At 65.7% G+C, this 22,828-nt stretch carries 22 protein-coding genes and 1 pseudogene; 10 read left to right on the forward strand and 13 right to left on the reverse strand.

Features of this window, described 5'->3' with window-relative positions; genetic code table 11:
• The first annotated feature begins 149 nt into the window (after positions 1-149).
• The 6 genes from ACMVY4_RS09160 (at position 150) to ACMVY4_RS09185 (ending at position 5,901) form a co-directional block, all read left to right on the forward strand.
• A complete protein-coding gene (locus ACMVY4_RS09160) occupies positions 150-1,319 on the forward strand; it encodes an ABC transporter substrate-binding protein (protein WP_416900285.1) in 1,170 nt (389 codons plus the stop codon).
• 74 nt (positions 1,320-1,393) lie between these two features.
• Complete coding sequence (locus ACMVY4_RS09165) at positions 1,394-2,317, forward strand: branched-chain amino acid ABC transporter permease (RefSeq protein WP_416899856.1); 924 nt, start codon at positions 1,394-1,396, stop codon at positions 2,315-2,317.
• Positions 2,317-3,282: a branched-chain amino acid ABC transporter permease gene (locus ACMVY4_RS09170; protein WP_416899857.1), complete on the forward strand. Its 966-nt coding sequence runs from the start codon at positions 2,317-2,319 to the stop codon at positions 3,280-3,282. Before ACMVY4_RS09165 ends, ACMVY4_RS09170 begins: the two co-directional genes overlap by 1 nt.
• Positions 3,275-4,030, forward strand: a complete 756-nt coding sequence (locus ACMVY4_RS09175; RefSeq protein ID WP_416899858.1) for an ABC transporter ATP-binding protein — start codon at positions 3,275-3,277, stop codon at positions 4,028-4,030. The genes ACMVY4_RS09170 and ACMVY4_RS09175 overlap by 8 nt, the downstream gene beginning before the upstream one ends.
• Entirely contained in the window at positions 4,023-4,724 is a 702-nt protein-coding gene (locus tag ACMVY4_RS09180) for an ABC transporter ATP-binding protein (RefSeq protein WP_416899859.1), read from the forward strand. Before ACMVY4_RS09175 ends, ACMVY4_RS09180 begins: the two co-directional genes overlap by 8 nt.
• An 82-nt stretch (positions 4,725-4,806) precedes the next feature.
• Positions 4,807-5,901, forward strand: a complete 1,095-nt coding sequence (locus ACMVY4_RS09185) for a GGDEF domain-containing protein (RefSeq protein ID WP_416899860.1) — start codon at positions 4,807-4,809, stop codon at positions 5,899-5,901.
• A 9-nt stretch (positions 5,902-5,910) separates the two neighbouring features.
• Here ACMVY4_RS09185 and ACMVY4_RS09190 read toward each other — a convergent pair whose 3' ends face one another.
• The 4 genes from ACMVY4_RS09190 to ACMVY4_RS09205 are packed head-to-tail and all read right to left on the reverse strand — an operon-like array spanning position 5,911 to position 9,766.
• Positions 5,911-6,600, reverse strand: coding sequence for a DUF2848 domain-containing protein (locus tag ACMVY4_RS09190; protein WP_416899861.1), 690 nt, complete (start codon positions 6,598-6,600; stop codon positions 5,911-5,913).
• Entirely contained in the window at positions 6,597-8,168 is a 1,572-nt protein-coding gene (locus tag ACMVY4_RS09195; RefSeq protein ID WP_416899862.1) for a DHA2 family efflux MFS transporter permease subunit, read from the reverse strand. Before ACMVY4_RS09195 ends, ACMVY4_RS09190 begins: the two co-directional genes overlap by 4 nt.
• A gap of 6 nt (positions 8,169-8,174) precedes the next feature.
• Entirely contained in the window at positions 8,175-9,305 is a 1,131-nt protein-coding gene (locus ACMVY4_RS09200; RefSeq protein ID WP_416899863.1) for an HlyD family secretion protein, read from the reverse strand.
• Positions 9,302-9,766, reverse strand: a complete 465-nt coding sequence (locus ACMVY4_RS09205; RefSeq protein WP_416899864.1) for a MarR family transcriptional regulator — start codon at positions 9,764-9,766, stop codon at positions 9,302-9,304. Before ACMVY4_RS09205 ends, ACMVY4_RS09200 begins: the two co-directional genes overlap by 4 nt.
• Before the next feature lie 94 nt (positions 9,767-9,860).
• Between ACMVY4_RS09205 and ACMVY4_RS09210 the strand changes: the two genes are divergently transcribed.
• The 3 genes from ACMVY4_RS09210 (at position 9,861) to ACMVY4_RS09220 (ending at position 12,738) form a co-directional block, all read left to right on the forward strand.
• Positions 9,861-10,568: an endonuclease III domain-containing protein gene (locus ACMVY4_RS09210; RefSeq protein ID WP_416899865.1), complete on the forward strand. Its 708-nt coding sequence runs from the start codon at positions 9,861-9,863 to the stop codon at positions 10,566-10,568.
• A 66-nt stretch (positions 10,569-10,634) separates the two neighbouring features.
• Positions 10,635-11,264: a hypothetical protein gene (locus ACMVY4_RS09215; protein WP_416899866.1), complete on the forward strand. Its 630-nt coding sequence runs from the start codon at positions 10,635-10,637 to the stop codon at positions 11,262-11,264.
• The gene (locus tag ACMVY4_RS09220) at positions 11,257-12,738 is read left to right on the forward strand and encodes an AMP-binding protein (protein WP_416899867.1); all 1,482 of its coding nucleotides are present in this window, start codon (positions 11,257-11,259) and stop codon (positions 12,736-12,738) included. Before ACMVY4_RS09215 ends, ACMVY4_RS09220 begins: the two co-directional genes overlap by 8 nt.
• 215 nt (positions 12,739-12,953) lie before the next feature.
• Here the strand turns inward: ACMVY4_RS09220 and ACMVY4_RS09225 are convergent, their stop codons facing one another.
• The 7 genes from ACMVY4_RS09225 to ACMVY4_RS09255 form a co-directional block, all read right to left on the reverse strand.
• Positions 12,954-13,931, reverse strand: coding sequence for an NAD(P)H-dependent flavin oxidoreductase (locus ACMVY4_RS09225; protein WP_416899868.1), 978 nt, complete (start codon positions 13,929-13,931; stop codon positions 12,954-12,956).
• A 43-nt stretch (positions 13,932-13,974) separates the two neighbouring features.
• On the reverse strand, positions 13,975-14,454 hold the full coding sequence (locus ACMVY4_RS09230; protein ID WP_416899869.1) for a winged helix-turn-helix transcriptional regulator: 480 nt from the start codon (positions 14,452-14,454) through the stop codon (positions 13,975-13,977).
• A 97-nt stretch (positions 14,455-14,551) separates the two neighbouring features.
• A complete protein-coding gene (locus ACMVY4_RS09235; protein ID WP_416899870.1) occupies positions 14,552-15,379 on the reverse strand; it encodes an SDR family NAD(P)-dependent oxidoreductase in 828 nt (275 codons plus the stop codon).
• Positions 15,380-15,528: 149 nt separating this feature from the next.
• The gene (locus ACMVY4_RS09240) at positions 15,529-16,809 is read right to left on the reverse strand and encodes an ArgE/DapE family deacylase (RefSeq protein WP_416899871.1); all 1,281 of its coding nucleotides are present in this window, start codon (positions 16,807-16,809) and stop codon (positions 15,529-15,531) included.
• Between the two features lie 99 nt (positions 16,810-16,908).
• On the reverse strand, positions 16,909-17,721 hold the full coding sequence (locus tag ACMVY4_RS09245) for a hypothetical protein (RefSeq protein ID WP_416899872.1): 813 nt from the start codon (positions 17,719-17,721) through the stop codon (positions 16,909-16,911).
• Positions 17,718-19,202 carry a M81 family metallopeptidase gene (locus ACMVY4_RS09250; RefSeq protein ID WP_416899873.1) on the reverse strand — a complete coding sequence of 495 codons (1,485 nt, stop codon included), beginning with the start codon at positions 19,200-19,202 and terminating at the stop codon, positions 17,718-17,720. The genes ACMVY4_RS09245 and ACMVY4_RS09250 overlap by 4 nt, the downstream gene beginning before the upstream one ends.
• A 102-nt stretch (positions 19,203-19,304) precedes the next feature.
• Entirely contained in the window at positions 19,305-20,030 is a 726-nt protein-coding gene (locus ACMVY4_RS09255; protein ID WP_416899874.1) for a Bax inhibitor-1 family protein, read from the reverse strand.
• A gap of 106 nt (positions 20,031-20,136) precedes the next feature.
• On the opposite strand from ACMVY4_RS09255, the gene ACMVY4_RS09260 reads away from it, so the two are divergent.
• Positions 20,137-20,643, forward strand: coding sequence for a MaoC family dehydratase (locus ACMVY4_RS09260; RefSeq protein ID WP_416899875.1), 507 nt, complete (start codon positions 20,137-20,139; stop codon positions 20,641-20,643).
• Here the strand turns inward: ACMVY4_RS09260 and pqqE are convergent, their stop codons facing one another.
• Together pqqE and pqqC are read right to left on the reverse strand one after the other, a co-directional pair.
• On the reverse strand, positions 20,644-21,738 hold the full coding sequence (gene pqqE / locus ACMVY4_RS09265; protein WP_416899876.1) for a pyrroloquinoline quinone biosynthesis protein PqqE: 1,095 nt from the start codon (positions 21,736-21,738) through the stop codon (positions 20,644-20,646).
• Positions 21,735-22,747: pseudogene (pqqC, locus tag ACMVY4_RS09270) on the reverse strand (pyrroloquinoline-quinone synthase PqqC). Before pqqC ends, pqqE begins: the two are co-directional and overlap by 4 nt.
• Positions 22,748-22,828: the final 81 nt, after the last annotated feature.

Here is a 22,828-nt window from a genome sequence, read left to right on the forward strand (position 1 = left end):
TTGCATGTTCATCGGCGCTCTGGTACGACCGAGAGGAAACGGCTGGAATGCCGGATGAAGCGGCGTCGTCATCGGCGCCGAAGGAGGATATAACCTCCTGCGAGACAGGTTTGAGGCGAAAGCGAACAAAGGGAGGCTTCGCAAACATGCTGAAACGCGCACTTACCATGGCCGCGGGCGTGGCCATGCTCGGCACCGCCGTACAGGCGGACGAGAACACGGTGGACATCGGCTTCGTGACCACGCTGACCGTCGGTCCGGCCGTCATCGGCCGCGACATGACGGATGCGGTCGATCTGGCGGTCGAGCACATCGGCGGCAAGATGGCCGGCAAGGCCGTCAACGTGATCTACGAGGATGACGGCTTCAAGCCGGAGATCGGCAAGCAGAAGACCGAGAAGCTGGTCAATTCCGACAATGTCGACTTTGTCGGCGGCTTCATCTGGTCGAACGTGCTGCTGGCTTCCTACAAGTCGGTCGTCGGCAAGGGTCCGTTCCTCATCTCGTCGAATGCCGGGCCGTCGCAGATCGCCGGCAAGCTCTGCCACGAGGACTTCTTCTCGACCTCCTGGCAGAACGACCAGACCCCGATGGCGATGGGCGAGGTGCTGAACCAGCGCGGCGTGAAGTCGCTCTACATCATGGCGCCGAACTACGCTGCCGGTAAGAACATGGTCGCGGGCGTCGAACGCACCTACAAGGGCGAGATCGTCGGCAAGGACCTGACCAAGTGGCCGGGCCAGCTGGACTTCTCCGCCGAACTGGCAAAGGCCCGCGCGTCGGGCGCCGAAGCCGTGTTCATCTTCTATCCGGGCAAGGCGGGCGTGCAGTTCTTCACCCAGTACGAGCAGGCCGGCCTGAAGGGCGTCATCCCGCTCTATTCGGTGTTTGCCGTGGACGCCATCTCCATGCCGCTGCTGGGTGACCTGGCGGTTGGCAGCCTGGCGACGCAGCAGTGGAATCCGGACCTGGACAACGAGGCCAACAAGAAGTTCGTCGCCGACTACAAGGCGAAGTTCGGCCGCTTCCCGTCCTTCTACGCTGCTCAGTCCTACGACACGATCATGCTGATCAAGTCGGCGGTCGAGGCCGTCAACGGCGATCTGTCGAACAAGGACGGCATCCGCGCGGCGATGAAGAAGGCCGACTACGCGTCGGTCCGTGGCAAGTACACCTACGGGAACAACAACTTCCCGATCCAGAACTTCTACCTGCGCGAGACCTACAAGAACGACGCGGGCGAATACACGGTCAAGACCGTGCAGACGGTGTTCGAGAACCATCAGGATCCGTACGCCGCCGAATGCCCGATGAAGTGATCGCATCGCGATCCTGACCGGACGGCTCCGGGTTCCGGCCCGGGGCCGTCTTTCTTCCTGACAGACGGGCCCCGATGAACTGGATCCTCCTCATCGAGCAGATGCTGAACGGCGTGCAGCTGGGTCTGCTGCTGTTCCTGCTCGCTGCCGGACTGACGCTGGTCTTCGGCATCATGGATCTGGTGAACCTGGCGCACGGTTCGCTCTACATGATCGGCGCCTTCATCGCGGCGTCCCTGACGGAGCTGACCGGCTCCTTCGTGGTGGCGGCCCTGCTCACCCTGCCGGCGACCATGATCGTCGGCATGGCGGTCGAGATGATCGCGCTTCGAACGCTCTACGACCGGGATCACCTCGATCAGGTGCTGGCGACATTCGGCCTGATCCTGTTCGCCGACGATTTCGTGCAGCTGGCGTGGGGTCCGGCCGGCATGACCATTTCGCTGCCGGACTTTCTGCGCACCAGCTTCGAGATCCTGCCAGGCGTGATCTACCCGACCTACCGACTCGCCATCATCATCGTCGGTCTGTCGGTCGCTGCCTTTCTCTATGTGCTGGTCGCAAAAACGAGGATCGGCATGCTGATCCGCGCCGGCGCCTCCAACCGGGAGATGATCGGCGCGCTGGGCGTGAACATCCGCATGCTGTTCACGCTCATCTTCGGGCTCGGCGCCGCGATGGCCGGGCTGGCCGGTCTGATGGCCGGCCCGATCCTCACCGTGCAGATCGGCATGGGCAACGAGATCCTGATCCTGGCCTTCGTTGTCATCGTCATCGGCGGCATCGGCTCGATCCGCGGCGCCTTCGTCGCGGCGCTGATCGTCGGCCTGATCGACACGGTCGGCCGCGCCTTCCTGCCGGAGATCCTGTCGCTGTTCCTTGATCAGCTCACCGCCGATACCGCTGCGCCCTCGATCTCCTCGATGATGAGCTACCTGCTGATGGCGGTGATCCTCGCCTTCCGGCCCGAGGGCCTGTTCCCGCCGAGGTCAGGCTGATGCAGCGGATCGAATGGATCGTCGGCGCGCTGGTCTTCGCGGTCCTGCTGGCGCTGCCGACCGTCGCCGAGATGGCGGACGAACCCTTCTGGGTGACCCTGGTCGCGCGGACGCTGGTCGTGGGCGTCGGCGCGGTGGGCCTGAACCTGGTGCTCGGCTATGGCGGCATGGTGAGCTTCGGCCACGCGGCCTATGTCGGCATCGGCGCCTATGTCGTCGGCATCGGCTTTCACCACTATTTCGACGATGGCGTCGAATGGATGAACAATGGCTGGATCCACCTCGCGGCCGCCATCGTGATCTCGGGCGTCGCCGCCACCGTGATCGGCGCGATCTGCCTCAGGACGCGCGGCGTCTACTTCATCATGATCACGCTGGCCTTCGCGCAGATGGTCTATTTCGTCTTCGTCGGGCTGGACGTCTATGGCGGCGATGACGGGCTCTCGCTCTACGAGATGCCGACCTTCGGCGGGGGCGCGACGCTGGGCGACGACACCGACCTCTACTATGTGGCCTGGGTGGCGCTGGCGGGCTGCGTGCTGCTGACCTGGCGGTTCGTGAACGCGCGTTTCGGCATGGTTATCCGGGGGGCGAAGTCGAACGACCGCCGCATGAAGGCCATCGGCTTTCCGACCTACCGCTACCGCCTCACGGCCTTCGCCGTGTCCGGGATGATCTGCGGCCTGTCCGGCTTCCTGATGGCCAACCTGACCGAGTTCGTCAGCCCCGACATGATGCACTGGACCCGTTCGGGCGACCTGATCATCATGGTCGTCCTCGGCGGCATGGGCACCCTGTTCGGACCGGTCTATGGGGCGCTGGCGTTCCTGCTGATCGAGGAACTGCTCTCGGCCTTCTTCCAGCTCTGGCGTCTCTGGTTCGGCCCGCTGCTGATCCTGGTCGTGCTGTTCGCGCGCGGCGGGATCGCCGGTCTGATCACGGGGAGGATCGGCGGCCGTGGCTGAGGCAGCGCTGAAGATCGAGAACCTGGTCAAGCGTTTCGGTGGCCTTGTGGCGACCGACCACCTGACGATGGATGTCCATACCGGCGAGATCCACGCGATCATCGGTCCGAACGGCGCCGGAAAGACGACGCTGATCGGGCAACTCACCGGAGAGATCAAGCCCGACGAGGGACGCATCCTGTTCGGCGGCCGCGACATCACCGCCATGGCGGTGCACCGGCGCTCGGCCATTGGACTGGCGCGCTCGTTCCAGATCACCAACATCCTGCAGGACTTCACGGCGCTGGAGAACGTGGCGCTGGCGGTCCAGGCGCATGCCGGCCACAGCTTCCGTTTCTGGCGTCCGGCGGCGAAGGAGAGGGAACTGACGGAGCCGGCGCGCGAGGTGCTGGACAAGGTCGGACTGTCCGACCGCGTGGATGTCGTGGCGGCCAGCCTGTCGCATGGCGAGCAGCGGCAGCTGGAGATCGCGATGGCTCTGGCGACGGGCCCGTCGGTCCTGCTGCTCGACGAACCGATGGCCGGCATGGGGCCGGAGGACAGCCAGCGCATGGTCGGCATCCTTCAGGGGCTGAAGGGCGACCTCACCATCCTGCTGGTCGAACACGACATGGATGCCGTCTTCGCGCTGGCCGACCGGATCACCGTGCTGGTCTATGGCGGCGCCATCGCCACCGGCGCCCCCGACGATATCCGCAACGATCCCCAGGTCCGGGCGGCCTATCTGGGAGACGATCAGGATGCTTGAGGTCGAGGGCCTCGATACGGCCTATGGCCAGAGTCAGGTGCTCTTCGGCATGGCGCTGAAGGTCGGCGCCGGCGAGGTTGTCACTCTGATGGGCCGAAACGGCATGGGCAAGACGACGACCATCCGTTCCATCATGGGCCTGACCAAGCCCCGCAGCGGCTCCGTGCGCTTCGAAGGCAGGGAGATCGCCGGCCTGCCGTCCTACGCCATCGCCAAGCTCGGCCTCGGTCTGGTGCCGGAAGGCCGCCAGATCTTTCCGAACCTGTCGGTGCGCGAGAACCTGGTGGCCACCGCTGGCAATCGCTCCGACGGCCCGCCACGCTGGAACCTCGATAACGTCCTGGAGGCCTTTCCACGGCTGAGCGAGCGCGCGCGCAACATGGGCAACCAGCTCTCCGGCGGCGAACAGCAGATGCTGGCCATCGCGCGGGCGCTGATGACGAACCCGAAACTGCTGCTACTGGACGAGGCGACCGAAGGTCTGGCGCCGCTGATCCGGGCCGAGATCTGGTCGATTCTCGACAAGCTGAAGGCCGAGGGTCAGGCGATTCTTGTGGTCGACAAGAACATCGCCGCGCTGACCCGGCTCGCAGACCGCCACACCATGATCGAGAAGGGCCGAGTGGTCTGGAGCGGCACGTCCGCCGAGCTTGCCGCCGACCCGGAGATCGCGCACCGCTATCTGGGCGTCTGACGGCCCGGTCGAAGCACCGTTCAGGTTTCCTTTACCGAATGGCAACACATCGCAGCGCAAGCTGTGCATGGGACCCATGCGCGTGTCCCGGCCCCGCGGCTGCACCGGAAACCCGTTGATGCTCTACGAACTCGACAACAAGAACGACGCACGCCGCTACGCCGACACCGCGATCCAGCTCATCGAGAGCTACGACATCAACTCCACGCCAGACTTCTTCCGCCTGTTCTATGACTACGCCTCGGAACGCGACCCCGTTGTCTGCAGCACGTTGCGTGAAGTTTCCGACGAAACGCCCGAGGTTTTTCGCCGCACCGCCGAGGATCTGCTGTTCAGCCACTACGGTGAGGACCGGCAGTTCCGCATGCTGACCGAGACCGGGGAGGCGATGCAGGACGAGATCATGCAGGTCTGCCAGCAGGTCGCGAATGCCGGCGACGATGTCGGGCAGTTCGGCAGCGCGCTGGACGGGCTGGAGAATGGGCTGGGCTCGATCGAGGGCGGTGTCGCCATCAAGACGCTGGTCGCCCAGATGCTCGTCGCCACGCGCCAGATGCGGGTCAAGTCCGAGCAACTGGAGCAGGATCTGAAGCAGTCGGCAAACGAGATTTCGAACCTGCAGGACAAGCTGGCCGAATCCCGCAAGGAAGCGCTGACTGACGTTCTGACCGGCCTGACCAATCGGGCCGGCTTCGACCGCTCGTTGCAGCGCCATTGCGAGAACGCGGCTGCCAGCGGCGACAGTCTGACCCTGGTCATGTGCGATATCGACCACTTCAAGCGCTTCAACGACACCTATGGCCACCAGCTGGGCGACCAGGTGCTGCGGCTCGTCGGCGGCGTGCTGCATGACGGGCTGAAGGGGCGTGACGTGCCCTGCCGTTACGGCGGCGAGGAGTTTGCGCTTATCCTGCCCGAGACCGATCTGGAAGGCGGCCGCCGGGTCGCCGAGAACGTGCGTCAGGCAATCTCGTCGAAGCGGATCGTGCGCAAGAGCACGGGCGAGGAGATTGCCCGGGTGACCATGTCCTTCGGCGTCTCCCAGTACCGTACCGGCGAATTGCCTGCCTCGCTCGTCGGCCGCGCCGATGCCGCGCTCTATCAGGCCAAGACAGACGGCCGGAACCGGGTCAATCTGGAGCCCTTCGCCGAGCCGCCGCGGGAAGCCGCCGACTGATCTTCCAGACTATCCCGGCATTGCCAGGGTCTCGATCCGGTAGGCGTGACCGAGGCTGCGGCCCAGCACCGGATCGTGCAGTTCCATCCGGAAGCTTGCCGCGGGGCGGATGCCGCCGATGGCGCCCGGCGCGCCCCCGAACATGACGCCGCCTTCAGTTAGCTCCCCGTTCGCGTAGCCACGGGCGAGCAGGTCTGCCGGCTCGCGCATCTGGTCCAGCGTCGATTGCTGGTAGAGCTCCTCGCCATTGCCGAAATCGCACCAGGCTGATAGCTGCAGCCGGTCCCAGTGCGGGGCCACGTCCTCGTAGCGCCACAGCGTGCCGGCGACGGGCTTGTCGCAGATCTGCTTCGACAGCGTCACCGAAACGGATTCGAGGTCACGGTCCGTGTGGTCGGAACCGCAGCCGACGAAGGTCTCGCCCCGATGCTTCAGCAGGAAATACTCGACCTCGCCGCTGTTGCCTTCACCCGAGACATGGATCAGGTCGCCCAGCGTCACGCGGTCCGGAGAGAGCGGATAGAAGACAGGCACCGACGCGGGCGGCTTCACGCCGAGTTCCTTCAGTTCCTCGATGTGGTGCCAAAGGGCCGCCTCGTCACGACCGGTCCAGCCGGCCATGACCAGCCCGTTGAGCTGTGCTTCGATGGTCGATGGCGCGCCGTCCACCGGTTCAACGCCGAATGTCAGTTCCTTCACGCCATGGCCTCCAGCCGTTTCCGCTTGCGCGCGCCCCGGACCATCATGACGGCACCGACGACGGAGACAAGGAAGGCGATGGAGCCATAGAAGAACGAGGTCTGGAAACCGAAGCTGGCGGCCTCGGTCTGCAGCGCTTTGGCGAGGTGCGAGTAGGCCACGGCCTCGGCCTGGATGTCGGTCAGTCCGCCCCGTTCGGCCATCTCGGCGATGATGCGGACATAGGCCTCGCTGGTGTGGTTCGCCGCCGTCTGCGTTGCGGCAACATGATCGGTGTTGTTGGTGATCTGCCTGTCCAGAAGTACCGCGAGGATGTTCACGCCGAATGCGCCGCCGAGCTGGCGGGTGAAGTTCATGATCGACGAGCCCTGGGCCAGATGGGTCATCGGCAACAGGCGGACCGATCCCGCGCTGAGCGAAGGGAAGATGAAGCCCATGCCGGCGCGGCTGATCAGGATGTAGAACGCCAGGGTGATGAAGGCGGTGTCCGGGTCGGCGAAAGACATCAGGAAGAAGGAGACGGCGAACATCACCAGCCCGAATCCGACGACCATGCCGGGTTCGAAGCGGTCGGCCATCCGGCCCGAAAAGGTGGTGATGAACATCATCGAGAGGCCGGCCGGCAGCAGCAGCAGGCCGGACAGCGTGGGCGTCAGGTTCTGCACGGTCTGGGCGAACAGCGGGATCAGGTAAGTGGAGCCGAACAGACCTGCGCCTAGGATGATGCTGACCACCACCGCGCCCGGAAATCCTGGCTTCAGGAACACGGTCAGATCCATCAGAGGCGCCGGACATCGACGCTCCCAGAAGATGAAAAGTGCGAAGGCGCTGGCTGCGATGAGGAACCTGCCGGTAACCGAAAGGCTGCTCCACCCGAGTTCCTGGCCGTCGGCGAAGGCGGTCATCAGGCTGACCAGGAAGATCAGAAGCATGCCGTAGCCGAACCAGTCGAACCTCGGCCGCTCCCGGCTCAGCGCGCCCGACGGGACGAAGAGCTGGCTCAGGATCAGGCCCAGCACGCCCATCGGTACGGCGATGTAGAAGGTGTAGCGCCAGCCGAACCCGTCCACCAGCAGGCCGCCCAGGAAGGGGGAGGTGCCGGGCGCCATGACCACGCCGAGGCCGTAGATGCCCATGGCGAAGCCGCGGCGTTCGGGCGGGAAGACCTGGAAGACCACGATCATGGCGAGCGGCTGGATGACGCCGGCCGAGGCGCCCTGCATCAGCCGCGACAGGATCACGGCGTCCGAGTTTTCCGCGAGGCCGCCCAGCAGGCCGCCGGCCAGGAACAGCCCCAGCGCGATGTTCATGGTCGCGCGCTGGCCGATGGTCTTCGTCGCCCAGTCGATCAGCAGCATGGTTGCGGTCATCGCGGCGAGGAAGCCGCTGGACAGCCACTGCGCCGTGATCTGGTCGATGCCGAAGGCGCCCATGATGTCGGGAATGGCGACGTTGACGATGGTGGCCGAGAGCACCGCGGACATGGTCGCGATCATCGCCGCCACCAGCGCCAGCCACCGGTATCCGGGACCGTAGCGGCGGAACAGGACCTCGACGCTGTCCGCCATTCGCCGCTACCAGTCGAACACGTCGATGGCGACTTCCACCATCATGCCGGGGCGCAGCCCGGTCAGGTCGCCGTCGAGATCGATCCGCACGGGCACGCGCTGGGTCACCTTGGTGAAGTTGCCCGATGGGTTGGGATTGGGCAGCAGGGCGAACTGGCTGGTCGCGGCCGGGGCGATCCATGTAACGGTGCCTGTCATGTCGCGGCCCGGAAAGGCATCGACCTTGATCTTCGCGACGCTGCCGACGTCGAAGCGGTGCAGTTCGGTTTCCTTGACGTTGGCGGCGACCCAGACATTGCCGGGGTCGTGCATCATCAGCAGGCGCTGCCCGGGCCGGACATATTCACCGATCTCGATGAAGGTCTGGTCGATGACGCCGTCGATCAGGCTTGGCACGTCGCGGTCCGACAGCCGCGTCTTCAATTGCTCCAGCCGCGCCTCCAGCGCCTCGCGCTCGGCGTCCAGCACGGTCAGCTGTTCGCGCAGAACCGTCGCGCTGTCACGCGCGGCCTTCGCCTCGTCCAGTTCGGCGGAGGCTTCCACGATCCCGGCGCGGGCCTGCAGCGACCGGGCCTCCAGATCGGCTTCCCTGGCACGCGCATCCTCGAGCGACTGGGAGGAGATCACCTTCCGCCGGAACAGGTCCTCGGCCCGCTTGCGGTCCTGACGCGCCTGGGTCAGCAGGGCCTCGACGGACTTTCGCGCGGCGTCGGCGACCGAGATACGGGCGCGAGCCGAGTTCTCGGCGGTACCGGTCTTCGCTTCCTCCAGACGGATCTCGGCGCCGACGCGCGATTTCTCCGCCGTGACCCGGGTAATCTCGGCCTCGGTCTCGCGGACCTCCTGCGCCAGCGCCCGCCGGTCCATCCGCACCATGATGTTGCCGCGCTGCACGGCATCGCCCGTGCCGACAGTGAGATCGACGATCAGCCCGCCTTCCTGTGCACCAACGGTGATCATGTCGGAGGCGATGCGGGAATCGATGATGTAGACGTGGGTCTGGCGGCGGATCACCCAGTCCTGCACGAAGTAGCCGATGATGACGAGCGCGATCAGCGGCACGACGTAGCGCGCCAGACGCCGGCTTCGCGATCTCCGGGGTGGCAGCTTCTTCTCTTCCGTGGGTGCGTCGGTCATCGCACGGCCTCCGTTTCGGCCATCCGGCTCAACCGGCTGTCGATATGATGGAAAACGGCGATGCTGTCCTGGAGCTGCTGTTCGCTCAGCCCCTCGGTGAGTTCGATGCGCAGGCCATGGGCGATGGTCTGGATGTCGGCGATCAGATCGTGGGCCCTGGCGGTCAGATGCACGGTCTTGGCCCGCCGGTCGGACGGGTCGGGCCGCCGTTCGATCAGCTTCTGGTGCTGCAGCGAGTTGAGGATATGGACAAGCGTCGCCCCTTCGATGCCGACGAATTCCGCCAGCTGACGTTGGGATGGCGCTTCGCCGATCCGGCTGATCTGCAGCAGCACGGCCCATCTGGCCTGGGTCAGGCCAAGCGTTTCCAGGCGCTTGTCCAGACGCCAGCGCCAACGCCGCGCCAGCTGGACAAGCGAAACCGTGAATTCCTCCCGAAGGTCGGCACTTTTCGCGCTCATGCGCATATTATTAGCGCGCTAATGAAATCGGCTCGCATGAGAAGATTTGGCGTGAGACATGCACCGATTGCAGATTTCGGGCGTAAGGTCCGGCATGACCGATGCCCTGCTCGACGCCTCCGAGACCGAAGACCTGTTCCGCAGGCTTTCCACCCGCTTTCCCGGCCGTTCCGACCGCGCCAAGGGTGCCAAGCGACAGCCGAACCCCTTCCGCTCCGTCGTGAGTTGCATGCTGTCGGCACAGAGCCTCGACCGTAACACCGCCAGGGCGACGCAGGCGCTGTTCCGCCTCGCGCGGACGCCGCGGACCATCCTGGCGCTGGACGACGTCGTCATCGCCACGGCCATCCGGCCCTGCGGCCTCTACAATGTGAAGACCCGTAACCTGAAGAAGATGTGCCGGGCGCTGCTCGACGAGCATGACGGCAAGGTGCCGGAGACACGCGAGGAGCTGATGAGCCTGCCCGGCGTGGGGCGGAAATGCGCGGATATCGTCATGAGTTTCGCCTACGGCCACGATGTCATCGCCGTGGACACCCACATCCATCGGGTCTGCAACCGTACAGGTCTGGCGCGCGGCAAGACGGAAGCGCAGACGGCCAGATCGCTGGAGGACCGGGCGCCGGACTGGTCCCTGCGCGACGGGCATTTCTGGCTGCTGAACTTCGGGAAGACCGTCTGCCGGTCGCGGTCGCCCGGCTGCGGCACCTGTCCCGTCAACGATCTCTGCCTGTTCTATCGCGCGCACCCGTCGTCCGGGCGCGCCGCCGTCACGGGTTCATCGAAAAGTGGAACCATGTGATTTCGAGGGCTTGCGCTTCCCGTTCGGTAGCATCAGCTTACCTTGGGTAAACCGGAAATCAGGCACATGAAGAATATCAAGGACGACAGAACGTCCTCCGAACTCCCCACCCTCTCGCGCAGGGCCAGCCGTTTCGCCCGCCGCTGGCTGGCGTGGCGGGTCGCCTCGGGCCAGAACGACATGCCGTCACGGCACGAGTTGCGGATCGAGGAGATCTCCAAGCTGCTGCCGCAGATAACCGTGATCGACGTCGCCGGCCCGGAGAGCATGATCTTTCGGGTGACCGGTACCGATCTGGAGGCGGCCGCGAACGAGCGGCCGACGGGCCTCAGTCCACTGGATCTGACGTCGCCCGAGGTCCGTCCCATCCGCGCTCTCCGTCTCTGGTCCTGCGCCTCCGTTCCCTGCGGCTGCTATTTCCGCTTCCTGCATGTCTATCCGTCCGGGGCGGAACTGCCCTTCGAGGGACTGACGCTTCCCGTGCGCGCAAAGCAGGACAGCCAACCGGTTCAGCTGTTCACATTTTTCTGGCGTCAGGACCGTCTGCGCCCCTATGACCCTCCTCATAATCAGCTCCAGACGCAGCTGCCCGACTACTACGCCTACGTCGATATCGGCATGGGCGCGCCGTCGGATCAGGATCTTCCGGTCCTGCGTCTCGAAGAGCTGCTGAGGGGGGAGGAGACGGATGACTGAGCTTTCGTTCGCGCGGAATCTCGCGCTCTGGGCAAGGGTTCAGCCCGACCGGGTGATGATCACCCACAACGACCGCACCTGGACCGTCGCCGACTTCCACCGCTTCACCAACCGGCTGGCGCGCGACTACCGGAAACTTGGCGTCAGGCGCAACGGCATGGTCACGATCGCGCTCCCCAACGGGTGGGAGTTCTTCGCCGCGACCTGGGCGGCCTGGAAGGCGGGCGGAATCCCGCAGCCTGTCTCGGCGCGTCTGCCGAAGTTCGAACGCGACGCCATCGTGGAGGTCGCGGAATCCCAGCTTGTTGTGGGGTCGAAGGATCCGTCGCCCAATGGCTGCCCTGTCCTGCCCGCGGGCTACGAACCGGAATCGGCTGACGACAGCGATCTGGACGATATAGTGGCCGACAGCTGGAAGGCGCCGACCTCCGGCGGCTCCACCGGCCGGCCCAAGCTGATCGTCGCCGCCAGCCCGCCGGTCTACGATTTCGAGACGTCGATCCTCGGCGTCTCCGACAATTCGTGGCTGCTGATGGAGAACGACCGGAACCACCTCGTGGTCGGTCCGCTTTATCACAACGGCCCCTTCATCTTCGCCATCCAGGCCATGCTGAAGCGCAACCATGTCGTGGTCGCCGACCGCTTCGACGCAGAGGATTGCCTGCGCCTGATCCAGGATCACAGGATCGACTGGATGATGATGGTGCCGACCATGATGCACCGGATCTGGCGGCTGCCCGAGGCGGTTCGGAACAGCTATGACCTCTCCAGCCTGCGGGTGATGCTTCATCTCGCCGCGCCGTGCCCGCCCTGGCTGAAGGAGGAGTGGATCAACTGGCTCGGACCGAACCGGATCTACGAACTGATGGGCGGCACCGAGGGCACCGGCGTCACCTGGATCACCGGCGAGGAATGGATGGCCCACAAGGGCTCCGTCGGGCGGCTGATGCCGGGCTCCTCGATGAAGATCGTGCGCGACGACGGCACCGAGGCGGCGCCGGGCGAGGTCGGCGAGGTCTTCTTCCTGCCCGACAACGGGCCCGGTTCGACCTACCGCTATCTCGGGGCGGAATCGAAGGCGATCGAAGGCGGCTGGGAGAGCCTCGGCGATCTGGGTTATGTCGATGAGGAGGGCTATCTCTACCTCACCGACCGGCTGGCCGACATGATCCTTGCCGGCGGCGCGAACATCTACCCCGCCGAGGTCGAGGCCGCGATCGAGCTGTTCCCGGGGGTCCGCTCCTGCGTCGTCATCGGTCTGCCGGACGACGATCTCGGCAACCGCGTCCATGCCATCGTCGATGCGCCGGGCGGGATCGACGAGGAGGAACTGAAGGCCTTCCTCGCCGAACGGCTGGTCCGCTACAAGATCCCGCGCAGCTTCGAGTTCACCGCCGACGGCCCGCTCCGCGACGACGCCGGGAAGGTCCGCCGCAAGAACCTCAGGGCGGAGCGGTTGGCGACGACGGCATAGTGTACTTACGTCATGCCGGACCTGATCCGGCATCCGGAGAATCATCAACTTGCGGCGAAGCCGCTCCGGACCCCGGCTCAAGGCCGGGGTGACGGGATTGAAAGGTTGCCAGTCGGGAGTTCTCGACTGCTCATTCCTGCCGGTCCCGGGGCTGACCCGGCGACCTGCGGGTTCAACCGCCCGGGCGGCGGCGACCCGAGGGCGGCAGGCGGGGATCAGGCCGCGCGCATGCCTTCCAGGCGCCTGGCGATGATGGCGTCGGCTTCCGACATGATGCGGTCGATCAGTTCCTTGCAGGTCGGAATGTCGTGGATCAGGCCGGCGACCATGCCGCAGGACCAGACGCCGACATCCATCTGGCCTTCCAGCATGATCTTCGGATAGACACCGGCAACCTCCTGCAGGATGTCCTGGAACTGCAGGTCCGCGCCCTTTTCGCGCTCGGTCGCGAGTACCTTCTCGGTGGCGGCGTTGTTCAGCACCCGCTCGGTATTGCGCAGCGGCCGCATGACCAGACGCGTGTCGAGTTCCGAAGCCGCGACGATGGCCTTCTTCACATTCTCATGCACCGGCGCTTCCTTCGTGGCGATGAAGCGGGTGCCCATGTTCATGCCCTCGGCGCCCATCGCCAGCGCGGCGACGAGACTGCGGGCATCGGCCATGCCGCCGGAAGCGACAAAGGGGATCTTCAACTCCTCGGCCGCGCGCGGTAGCAGGATCATGTTCGGCACATCGTCCTCGCCCGGATGGCCGCCGCATTCGAAGCCGTCGACCGAGACCGCGTCGCAGCCGATGGCCTCGGCCTTCAGCGAGTGCCGGACCGAGGTGCACTTGTGGATGATCTTGACCCCGGCTTCCTTCAGGCGCGGCAGGTGCTCCTGCGGGTTGCGGCCCGCGGTCTCGACGATCTTCACGCCGCCCTGGATGATGGCGTCGATATAGCCCGGATAATCCGGGGCGGTGACCGTCGGCAGGAAGGTCAGGTTCACGCCGAAGGGCTTGTCGGTCATCGACCGGCACTTGGCGATCTCGTTTGCGAGGTCCTTCGGCGTCTTCTGGGTCAGACCGGTGATGATGCCGAGGCCGCCGGCATTCGATACGGCGGCAGCCAGTTCGGCGAAGCCGACATAATGCATGCCGCCCTGGATGATCGGGTGTTCGATGCCGAACAGTTCGGTGATGCGCGTCTTCATGGTCGTTTCCCCCTTGTGCGCGGTCGGGCCTTGGGCCCGGTTGTCAGTCGTTCAGGACCGAGCGGCGCTCGGCCTGCATCTCGTCGGAAATGGTGGCGCGGGTGGTCACCGCGCCGATGGGCGCTTCACACGCCGAGCAGACCAGATAGGGCCGGGTCTCGTGGCCGCATTCGGTGTGGGTCAGCGTTATCGGCGTCGCGTCGGGCGTCTCCATCCAGCGGTCACCCCAGTTCTTCATGGCGATGATCACCGGCCAGAGATCGCGTCCCTTCTCGGTGAGGCGGTATTCATGGCGGAGCGGGCGGGTGGAGTAGGCCTCCTTCCGGACAATCCCCTCGGCCTCCAGCCGCTTCAGCCGGACGCTGATCAGGTGCGGCGAGGCGCCGGTGAGCCGCTGCATGCCGTCGAAGCGCCGGGTGCCCAGGAACATCTCGTGGATGATCATCTGGGACCAGCTGTCTCCGATGATCTCGGCGGTGCGGGCGACGGTGCAGGTGCGTCGGGACAGGTCGGACTTGGCCATCGGGTCACTTCAATTTCTGAATAAAGTGACTTCTAGATTTGAAGTCACTGACCGTCAAGCGGAATCATTCCGCTTCCGTCCCGGAGTTTCTGGCGGATCAGCCGGTCGTCAGGCCGCCGCCGACCACCATGATCTGGCCGGTGATGTAGTCGCTCTCGGGCGCGCAGAAGAGATAGACGCCGTTGGCCGCGTCGTCGGGACTGCCCATGCGGCCGAGCGGGATCAGCTTCAGCAGGTCCTGCTGCATGCCGTCCGGAAAGCCGACCTTGTGGTCCTTGCCGTCGACATGGATGGTCGCGTGACCGCCTTCGTCGAAGCGCTGCGTAAGGCGGGTGTCGATGTAGCCGAAGGCGATGGCGTTCACAGTGATGTTGTAGCGGCCCCATTCGCGCGCCATGGCGGTGGTGATGCCCTGCTGCGCGCCCTTGCCGGCCGCATAGGAGACGCCGCCGGACATGCCGAAGACGGACGCCATGGACGAGATGTTCACGACCTTGCGGCAGACCGCGCCGCCTTCTTCCCTGTGGCGCGCCCGGAAGTGGGGCGCCGCGGCGCGCAGGATCTTGATCGGCGCGGCGGCGTGGACATCCAGCATGGCGTCGATCTGCTCGTCCGTCTGGTTCTGGACCGTGGTGTTCCAGATGTAGCCGGCATTGTTGACGATGATGTCGAGGCCGCCCAGGCCGTCGATGGCGCCGTGCACCAGATCGTCTGCGACACCCTTCGCGGTCACCGAGCCGGCGAGACCGGCGGCCTTGCCGCCCGCTGCCGAGATTGCCGCGATGGCTTCCTCCATCGGCTCGGCGTCGAGATCGTTGACGAACACCGCCGCGCCCTCCGCCGCCAGCTTCAGCGCGACCGACCGTCCGATACCGCGGCCCGCGCCGGTGACCAGCGCGACCTTTCCGTCGAGTTTTCCTGACATCTCTGTTCCCTCCCCAAGGATCTGATCGCTGAAGACTGTCCGACCCGCCCAAGCGTGTCACCCCCGCTTCATGCGGGGGTCCGGTGCGGCTGAGCCGCGAATTGATGATTCGACCGGATGCCCGCACAAGGCGGGCATGACAGGGTGTGTCAGACCGGCTCCACGCCGCACCACTCGGCCATGAACAGCGCCACGGTCTTGGTGACCTGACGCGTCGATTTGAGGCTCACGCGCTCGTCGAAACCGTGAATGTGCTCGGAGACCGGGCCGTAGACCAGCGCGGGCGTATCGTCATAGAGCATGGCCACGCGGGCATCGAGATAGGCCGGTGTCGTTGTGTCCTGCAGTTCGGCCTTCGCCACTTCGCCATGCGCCTCGGCGAGGCACTTCTCGGCGTCGGTGCCCGGCGGCAGCGTGTAACCCTCGGCGGTAAAGCCGTTGTAGGTCGCGGTCGGCGGATGGTTCGACAGATACGGATCGTCCAGCGCCGCGCCGCGGATGGCGTTCTCGACCCGGCGCTTGGCTTCCTCGACAGAGGTGCCGGGATAGATGCCGGCGCGGACATCGAAGCGGCACCATGCCGGCACGGAAGAGGCCCAGTCGCCGCCGGCGATCTTGCCGACATTGATGGTGATGGGCTTCTCCATGTGGCCGAAATGCGGGTGCTCGCCCTTCTCGGCATTCATCTCCGCCTCGAGCGCCTTCAGCCCCATGATCAGCTTGTAGGCGGCCTCGATGGCGTTGGAGCCGATGGAGCTCTCCAGCACATGGGCAGGCCGGCCGCGCAGTTCGACCTGGAACCACAGCACGCCCACATTGGCGCGGACGAGGCAGTCATGCGTCGGCTCGGTGATCAGCACGGCGTCGGCGTGGTAACCGCGAACCAGGCAGGAGAGTGCGCCATTGCCGGTGCATTCCTCCTCGGTCACCGACTGCATGTAGACGCTGGAGGCCGGCTGCACGCCGGCGCGGCGCAGCGCGTCCATCGCGTACAGGTTGGCGGCGATGCCGGCCTTCATGTCGCCCGAGCCGCGGCCATAGAGCCAGTCGCCCTCGACGCGCGGCTCGTAAGGCGGGGTGGTCCACATGTCGAGCGGGCCGACGGGCACGACATCGACATGGCCGTTCAGGATCAGGCTGCGGCCCTTCTCGGCCTTCGGTCGGTGGGTGCCGACCACGTTGACCGCGTTGTCGTAGTTCACAGTGACCGGCGAGAATCCCGGATGATCCTCGATCTCGCCGACATCGATGGACCAGCGGTCCATGGCGAGACCGCGGTCGGCGAAGGCCTTGTAGAGGAAGTCCTGCGCGGTGTGCTCCTGCCCGCGCTGGGAGGGGAAGCGGACGAGGTCCTGGGTGAAGGCGACCTGATCGTCGAAGCCCCTGTCCACCTCGTCGAAGATCTTCTGTTTCAGTCCCGTGTCGATCATCTGCCTCTCCCCGTCGAATGCTGCGCCACCTTGTCATGCCCGGGCAGGCCGGGCATCCGGATTTTCGGCGCGCCGGGCCGGCATGCAACCCCTTCAGCGCTACAGGCCGAGTCCGCTGCCGGACATCACCCGGTCCATGCGTTCGCTGGTGTCGACGTGCCGGAACCAGCGCCAGTGCGGCCCTTGTGGCGCGCCGTCCACATTGGGCGCACCGAGACGGCGGTCGATGTGATCCAGCGACACCGTCCGGGTCTCGAAGTTGAAGCGGGCGAGGGGGCCGGCGTTCGGGGCGCTCTGGTGCAGCTGCGATCCGGAGAAGACGGCCATCTCGCCGGGCTCCAGCAGCAGCGGTTCCGCCAGTTCCGGATCGGGCGCCGCATCGGCCTTGGGCGTGGTCAGTTCGACCAGTCCTGCCTTCGTCTGCGCCAGCACCTCGTCGAAATTCCACGCCCGGCTGTCATTGGCCACGGGCTCCCGGAACAGGGCCGGGAAGAGCCAGAGCGTCCGGTCCTGTTCCACGGGAAAGACCGGCATCCACCAGTTCAGCTGCTGCGCGATGCCCGATCCCCAGTTGTCGCGGTGCGCGGGCAGATGCGCCGTCTCGCGGGCCGCATGCACGCCGGATGGCGGCTGGGCGCGCAGGATGAGGCGGTCGCGGAATGTGCCCGTCGGGTCGAGTCCAGCGGCGGTGAGCCCCTCCCGGAAATGCGCCCGGATATGGCGGTCGGCCTTCACGTCGTCGCGGATCCTGGCGACCGCCTCCAGATAGACGCCCCGGCCCATGCGCTGATGCGCTGTCATCGGCTCGCCCGGCAGATGCTGCGTCACGATCCGGGCCGCCCGCTCCGCCAGTCGCTGCCAGGCGGGGTGCCGCAGGATGACGATCCGGCCCTCGAACGCGCCCTCGGTCACCGCTCGTTGATCAGGTCCAGCGGATAGATCGGCCGCCGGACATTCTGATAGTCGAGCAGGGTGTTGTCCGACGTCGTGACGCCAACGCCGTCCAGGGTGATGTGGCGGCCCCTGGCGATGGGCGCGAAGCCAGCGCGGTAGTGGATGCGGGATTTCAGCAGCAGGTACTTCTTGTACTCGGGCTGGATGCCGACCGAGGTGAAGACGCCCGTGTCCCAGGGTTCGTGATGCTGGCTGACAATGACGATCTGCATCTTGCCGGTGTCGAGGACCGCCGTCGGCCCCATGCGCACGGTAACGCCGGTATACATCGGGCCGCGGCAGATCCATTCGCCGTCGGTGAGCGTCTTCACCTTGCCGGTGATTTCCAGCGGTGCGCCCTCGCGGTCGATCGACGGCATGTCCGACTTCCCGCCGAGCTTCAGCGTGACGGTGTTGCCGATCCCGGCCTTCTGCATTGCCTGGACCGCTTCCGGATCGTAGACCGCGGCGACGGCGACATCCTCCAGACCCTGGCGCAGGACCTCGGCGATCACGGTCATGACGTCCTGCGTCGCGCCGGAGCCCACATTGTCGGCGTGGTCGAGCAGGATGATGGGGCTGTCCTGTTCCATCTCCTTCGCTTCGGCGACGGCCTCCTCCAGCGGGTGGTGCCGGTAGATGAACTCGTCCTTCGCCTTCCAGGCGGCCTCCAGGATCTCGTTGCGGATTTCCTCGGCCAGCGCCGGGTCGTTGTCGGTGACGATGATGACCGAGGTGCCGCTGTCGGGCATGTCGGCCAGCGCGAAGCCGCCGAAGACCGTAGCAGCCAGCACGCCGGGGCGTTTCTCGGCCTCCCGGCACATGGCGATCAGGGTCTTCATCGGTTCGTCGTCGGTACCCTGGCGCAGGGTCTGGCTGAGCAGGGGCAGGTTGGCCCAGCGCTGCACCGGGGTGACCTTGCCGTCCAGCGCGTCGAACAGGACCTGCCCGATCTGCTTGCCGACCTCGTACATGTCGACATGGGGATAGGTCTTGTAGCCGATCAGGGCGGTGCAGTTCTCGACCATGCGGGCCGTCAGATTGCAGTGCAGGTCGCAGGTCACCGCGATGGGCAGATCCGGATCGATCTGGCGGATGCGTTCCAGCAGCAGACCCTCGCCGTCGAAATCGTGCTCGGCCACCATGGCGCCGTGCAGGTCCAGCAGCGCCGCATCGCAGCCTTCCCGGACCGCGTCCAGAATGGCGCCGGCCATGATCTCGTAGGCTTCCTCCTCGACCTTGCCGGACGGCATCGCCTCGGCGGCCACGGGGGTGACGATCTCGCAGCCGCGCGCCTCGGCCAGCTCGAGATAGGCGCCGAAGGGCATCGCCGTGCCCTCGTAGTTGGCCCGCGCCTCGTCGCCCAGAAAGCTGCCCCAGCCGGTAAAGCGCGCCCAGTCGGTCACCACCGGCGAGAAGGTGTTGGTCTCGTGTTTCATCATCGCGATGAGGACGCGCATGCGGTTCACTCCCCTGATTGCGGACACAGCATAAAGAAAAAGCCCGGTGGCGGACCACCGGGCTTCTCCTTCCGGGCCGGAGCCCGGTCTGTCAGGGACTTACTAGTCGTCGCCGCCGCCGAACAGGTGCAGCATGAACATGAACATGTTCACGAAGTTCAGGTAGAGGCCCATCGCGTCCATCACCGCCGAGCGGGTCGCGATGTCGCCTTCCATGCGGTAGGCGATGTAGGTCGACTTGATCCGCTGCGTGTCGAAGGCGGTCAGGCCGGCGAAGATCAGCACGCCCAGCACCGAGATCACGAACTGCATCATGGACGAGACCAGGAAGATGTTCACGATCGAGGCGATGATCAGGCCGATCAGACCCATCACCAGGAAGCTGCCCATGCCGGACAGGTTCCGCTTGGTGGTGTAGCCGTAGAGGCTGAGGCCGGCGAAGGCCGCCGCCGTGATGAAGAAGACGCGGACGATGTCGCCCAGCCCGTAGACCAGGAAGATCGTCGAGAAGCTGACGCCCATCGTCGCCACCAGTAGCCAGTACAGGCCCTGTACGGCGCCGGTGCTCAGCTTCGACTGCGCGAAGCTCATGATCAGGATGATGCCGAGCGGGGCGAACATCACGACATAGGCGAGACCCGAGCCGAAGATGGTCTGCATCGCAGCCGGCGAGCTGGAAACCAGCAGGGCAACGATGGCGCTGACCAGCAGGCCGGACGCCATGTAGTTGTAGACGCCCAGCATGTATTTGCGGAGACCGGCATCGATCTCCGCGGCGTCGACGCGCGTCGCAGTGTTGGAATAGCGGGTATCCGCATTCAGTGCCATGGGGCCGAAGCTCCTTTGATGAGGGTTACCATGTGTCGCATATATTGGCGGAATTGACCGTCAGATCAAGATTTAGACGCTGTCGAAAGTAGGGGAGAGTCACGACATGTCAGTCCGTTCCGATGAAGTCGCCAAAGGCCGCTACCGGGAGAATTTCGGCCGCTGTTTCGAGGAATTCGAGATCGGTGCGGTCTATGAGCACCGTCCGGGGCGCACGGTCTCGGAGGCGGACAACACATGGTTCACGCTCATGACCATGAATCAGCACCCCCTGCATTTCGATCACGATTTCGCCAGCAAGTCGGAGTTCGGGCGTCCGGTCGTCAATTCCTGCCTGACGCTTTCCATCGTGACGGGCATGTCGGTCTCGGATGTCAGCCAGAAGGCCATCGCCAATCTGGGCTGGACCGACATCAGGATGCCGGCCCCGGTCTTTCACGGCGACACGCTGACCGCCGAGTCCGAAGTGCTCGACAAGCGGGAGAGTTCGTCACGTCCGACCCAGGGCATCGTCACCGTCGAGACCCGCGGCTACAAGCAGGACGGCACGCTGGTCATCAGCTACCGCCGCACCGTGCTGGTGCCGAAGCTGGGGCATGCGGTCGGGGAGTGATCAGAGGAACCGGCGGTAATCGTAGTCGGTGACGTCCGAGCCGGCCGCGTCCTGCGCCATGTCCACCAGCCGCTGGTGCAGCGGCGACTTCGCGCAGGCCGGATCGGTCGCGGTCGCATCGCCGGCGATGGCCATGGCCTGGCAGCGGCAGCCGCCGAAATCGATGTCGCGCCGTTCGCAGGTCCGGCAGAGATCGGGCATCCAGTCGGTGCCGCGGAAGGCGTTGAAGGCCTGACCCGCCTGCCAGATCTCGGCCAGCGGCTTCTCGGCGACGTTGTCGAAGACCAGCCCCGGAATGCTCTCCGCGGCATGGCAGGGCAGGACCTTGCCCGATGGGGTGACGTTCAGCGAGCGGCGTCCCCAGCCGCCGACGCAGGGCTTCGGCAGGCGGGCGTAGTAGTCGGGCACGACCGCGTCGATGACGATCTGTCCGGCCAGTTCCCGACGCAGCGTCTCGACCGTCTGCAACGCGGTCTCGACCTGGTCCCAGGCCGGCATGAGAGCTTCCCGGTTGCGGAGCGCCCAGCCGTAATACTGCGTGTGGGCGACCTCGACCCGGCGCGCGCCCATGCCGAGGGCGGCGCGGACCATGTCTTCTACGAGATGGATATTGGCGCGGTGGATGACGGCGTTGACCGTCAGCGGGATATCGAGCGCGATGACCTGTGCGGCCAGCTTCCGCTTCGCCGCATGGGCGCCGTCCAGCCCGGCGATCCGGTCGGCCGGTCCGTCCTTGACCCCTTCGAAGGAAATCTGCACGTGGTCCAGTCCGGCATCTGCGAGTGCGTCCATGGTCTCGGGTTTCACGCCGACAGCGGCCGTGATCAGGTTGGTGTAGAGACCGACCGAGTTGCAGTGGGCCACGATCTCGACGATGTCGCGCCGGGCGGTCGGTTCTCCGCCGGAGAGGTGCACCTGAAGCACGCCGAGATCGGCCGCCTGGGTGAAGACGCGCTTCCAGTCATCGGTGGAAAGTTCGGCTGAGCGGCGCTCCAGCTCGACCGGGTTCGAGCAGTAGGGGCAATGCAGGGGACAGCGGTGCGTCAGTTCCGCCAGCATCCCGATCGGCGGGTCGATGTCCGGCGAAGCGGTCAATGGTCCAGCAGGCGCTTGTCCGCGAGCTGGCCGAGCAGCGCTTTCACGTCGGTCGCGATGCGGTCGCGCGGCGCGTTGAAGCTCGCCACCAGGTCGTCGACGATGGCGGCGACGTCGCGTTCGCCATCCACGCGCTTCAGCACCTCCAGCGCGATCGGGTCCAGCTTGATGATCCGCTCCGGCGCCATCAGCGTCCAGCCGCCGCGCGCCTTGTCTTCCCGCAGCTTCACACCGCGGGGCAGCTTCGGGACGCTGTCCTCGGCCAGCGCCATCAGCCCTGTTCCGGCACGAAGGCGTCGGGCGGGATCAAACCCGGTTCGACATAGGCGAAGTAGAGCGCATCCAGCTGCGACCAGAGCACGGTGCACTTGAAGGTCAGCGCGTCGAGCGCCGCCTTCTGCTGGTCGGGCCGGACCGCGTGCGTCTTCACATAGTCCAGCGCGAAGTCGGAATCGCGCGGCGCCTGGGTCAGCCGCTTGCCGAAATAGGCCAACGTCTTCTCGTCGACGAAATCGTAGTTCGCCAGCATGCCCGAGACACGCTCGGAGATGATGGTGGGGGAGAACAGCTCGGTCAGCGAACTGGCGATGGCGTCGAGCAGCGGCATCTCGCGAACGAACCGGACATAGGCTTCCACGGCGAACTTCGTCGCCGGCAGGATGCCTTCCATGCTCTCGACATAGTCGCGGTCCAGGCCGAGGCCCTCGCAGAGTCCGAGCCAGCGTTCGATGCCGCCATCGCCTTCGGTCTCGCCATCATGATCGACGATGCGCCGGCGCCATTCGCGGCGCAGCGCGGCCGTGGGCAGGCGCGCCATCAGCGATGCGTCCTTGGCCGGGATATGGGCCTGATAACAGTAGCGGTTCAACGCCCAGGCCTGCACCTGCGGCTTCGACAGCTTGCCGCCATGTAGCATGCGGTGGAAGGGGTGCAGGTTGTGATAGCGGCGCGCGCCGATGTCGCGCAGCGCATGCTCCAGTTCGTCCGGCGACAGGATCCGGTCGCTCATGTCCGCGTCTCCTCGCCGCGAATCCGGGGCAAGAAAAAGGCCGGCGGTTCGCACCGGCGGCCTCTTCCGATTTCGTGTGAT

This window comes from Minwuia sp. (assembly GCF_048007105.1).
GTDB lineage: Bacteria > Pseudomonadota > Alphaproteobacteria > Minwuiales > Minwuiaceae > Minwuia.

What these genes read in the sequence shown, in the direction of transcription:
- ACMVY4_RS09165 (WP_416899856.1), top strand. Translation starts at nt 1,394, where the DNA reads ATGAACTGGATCCTCCTCATCGAGCAGATGCTGAACGGCGTGCAGCTG.
- ACMVY4_RS09170 (WP_416899857.1), top strand. Translation starts at nt 2,317, where the DNA reads ATGCAGCGGATCGAATGGATCGTCGGCGCGCTGGTCTTCGCGGTCCTG.
- ACMVY4_RS09180 (WP_416899859.1), top strand. Translation starts at nt 4,023, where the DNA reads ATGCTTGAGGTCGAGGGCCTCGATACGGCCTATGGCCAGAGTCAGGTG.
- ACMVY4_RS09195 (WP_416899862.1), bottom strand. Translation starts at nt 8,168, where the DNA reads ATGGCGGACAGCGTCGAGGTCCTGTTCCGCCGCTACGGTCCCGGATAC.
- ACMVY4_RS09200 (WP_416899863.1), bottom strand. Translation starts at nt 9,305, where the DNA reads ATGACCGACGCACCCACGGAAGAGAAGAAGCTGCCACCCCGGAGATCG.
- ACMVY4_RS09205 (WP_416899864.1), bottom strand. Translation starts at nt 9,766, where the DNA reads ATGAGCGCGAAAAGTGCCGACCTTCGGGAGGAATTCACGGTTTCGCTT.
- ACMVY4_RS09210 (WP_416899865.1), top strand. Translation starts at nt 9,861, where the DNA reads ATGACCGATGCCCTGCTCGACGCCTCCGAGACCGAAGACCTGTTCCGC.
- ACMVY4_RS09215 (WP_416899866.1), top strand. Translation starts at nt 10,635, where the DNA reads ATGAAGAATATCAAGGACGACAGAACGTCCTCCGAACTCCCCACCCTC.
- ACMVY4_RS09220 (WP_416899867.1), top strand. Translation starts at nt 11,257, where the DNA reads ATGACTGAGCTTTCGTTCGCGCGGAATCTCGCGCTCTGGGCAAGGGTT.
- ACMVY4_RS09225 (WP_416899868.1), bottom strand. Translation starts at nt 13,931, where the DNA reads ATGAAGACGCGCATCACCGAACTGTTCGGCATCGAACACCCGATCATC.
- ACMVY4_RS09230 (WP_416899869.1), bottom strand. Translation starts at nt 14,454, where the DNA reads ATGGCCAAGTCCGACCTGTCCCGACGCACCTGCACCGTCGCCCGCACC.
- ACMVY4_RS09235 (WP_416899870.1), bottom strand. Translation starts at nt 15,379, where the DNA reads ATGTCAGGAAAACTCGACGGAAAGGTCGCGCTGGTCACCGGCGCGGGC.
- ACMVY4_RS09240 (WP_416899871.1), bottom strand. Translation starts at nt 16,809, where the DNA reads ATGATCGACACGGGACTGAAACAGAAGATCTTCGACGAGGTGGACAGG.
- ACMVY4_RS09250 (WP_416899873.1), bottom strand. Translation starts at nt 19,202, where the DNA reads ATGCGCGTCCTCATCGCGATGATGAAACACGAGACCAACACCTTCTCG.
- ACMVY4_RS09255 (WP_416899874.1), bottom strand. Translation starts at nt 20,030, where the DNA reads ATGGCACTGAATGCGGATACCCGCTATTCCAACACTGCGACGCGCGTC.
- ACMVY4_RS09260 (WP_416899875.1), top strand. Translation starts at nt 20,137, where the DNA reads ATGTCAGTCCGTTCCGATGAAGTCGCCAAAGGCCGCTACCGGGAGAAT.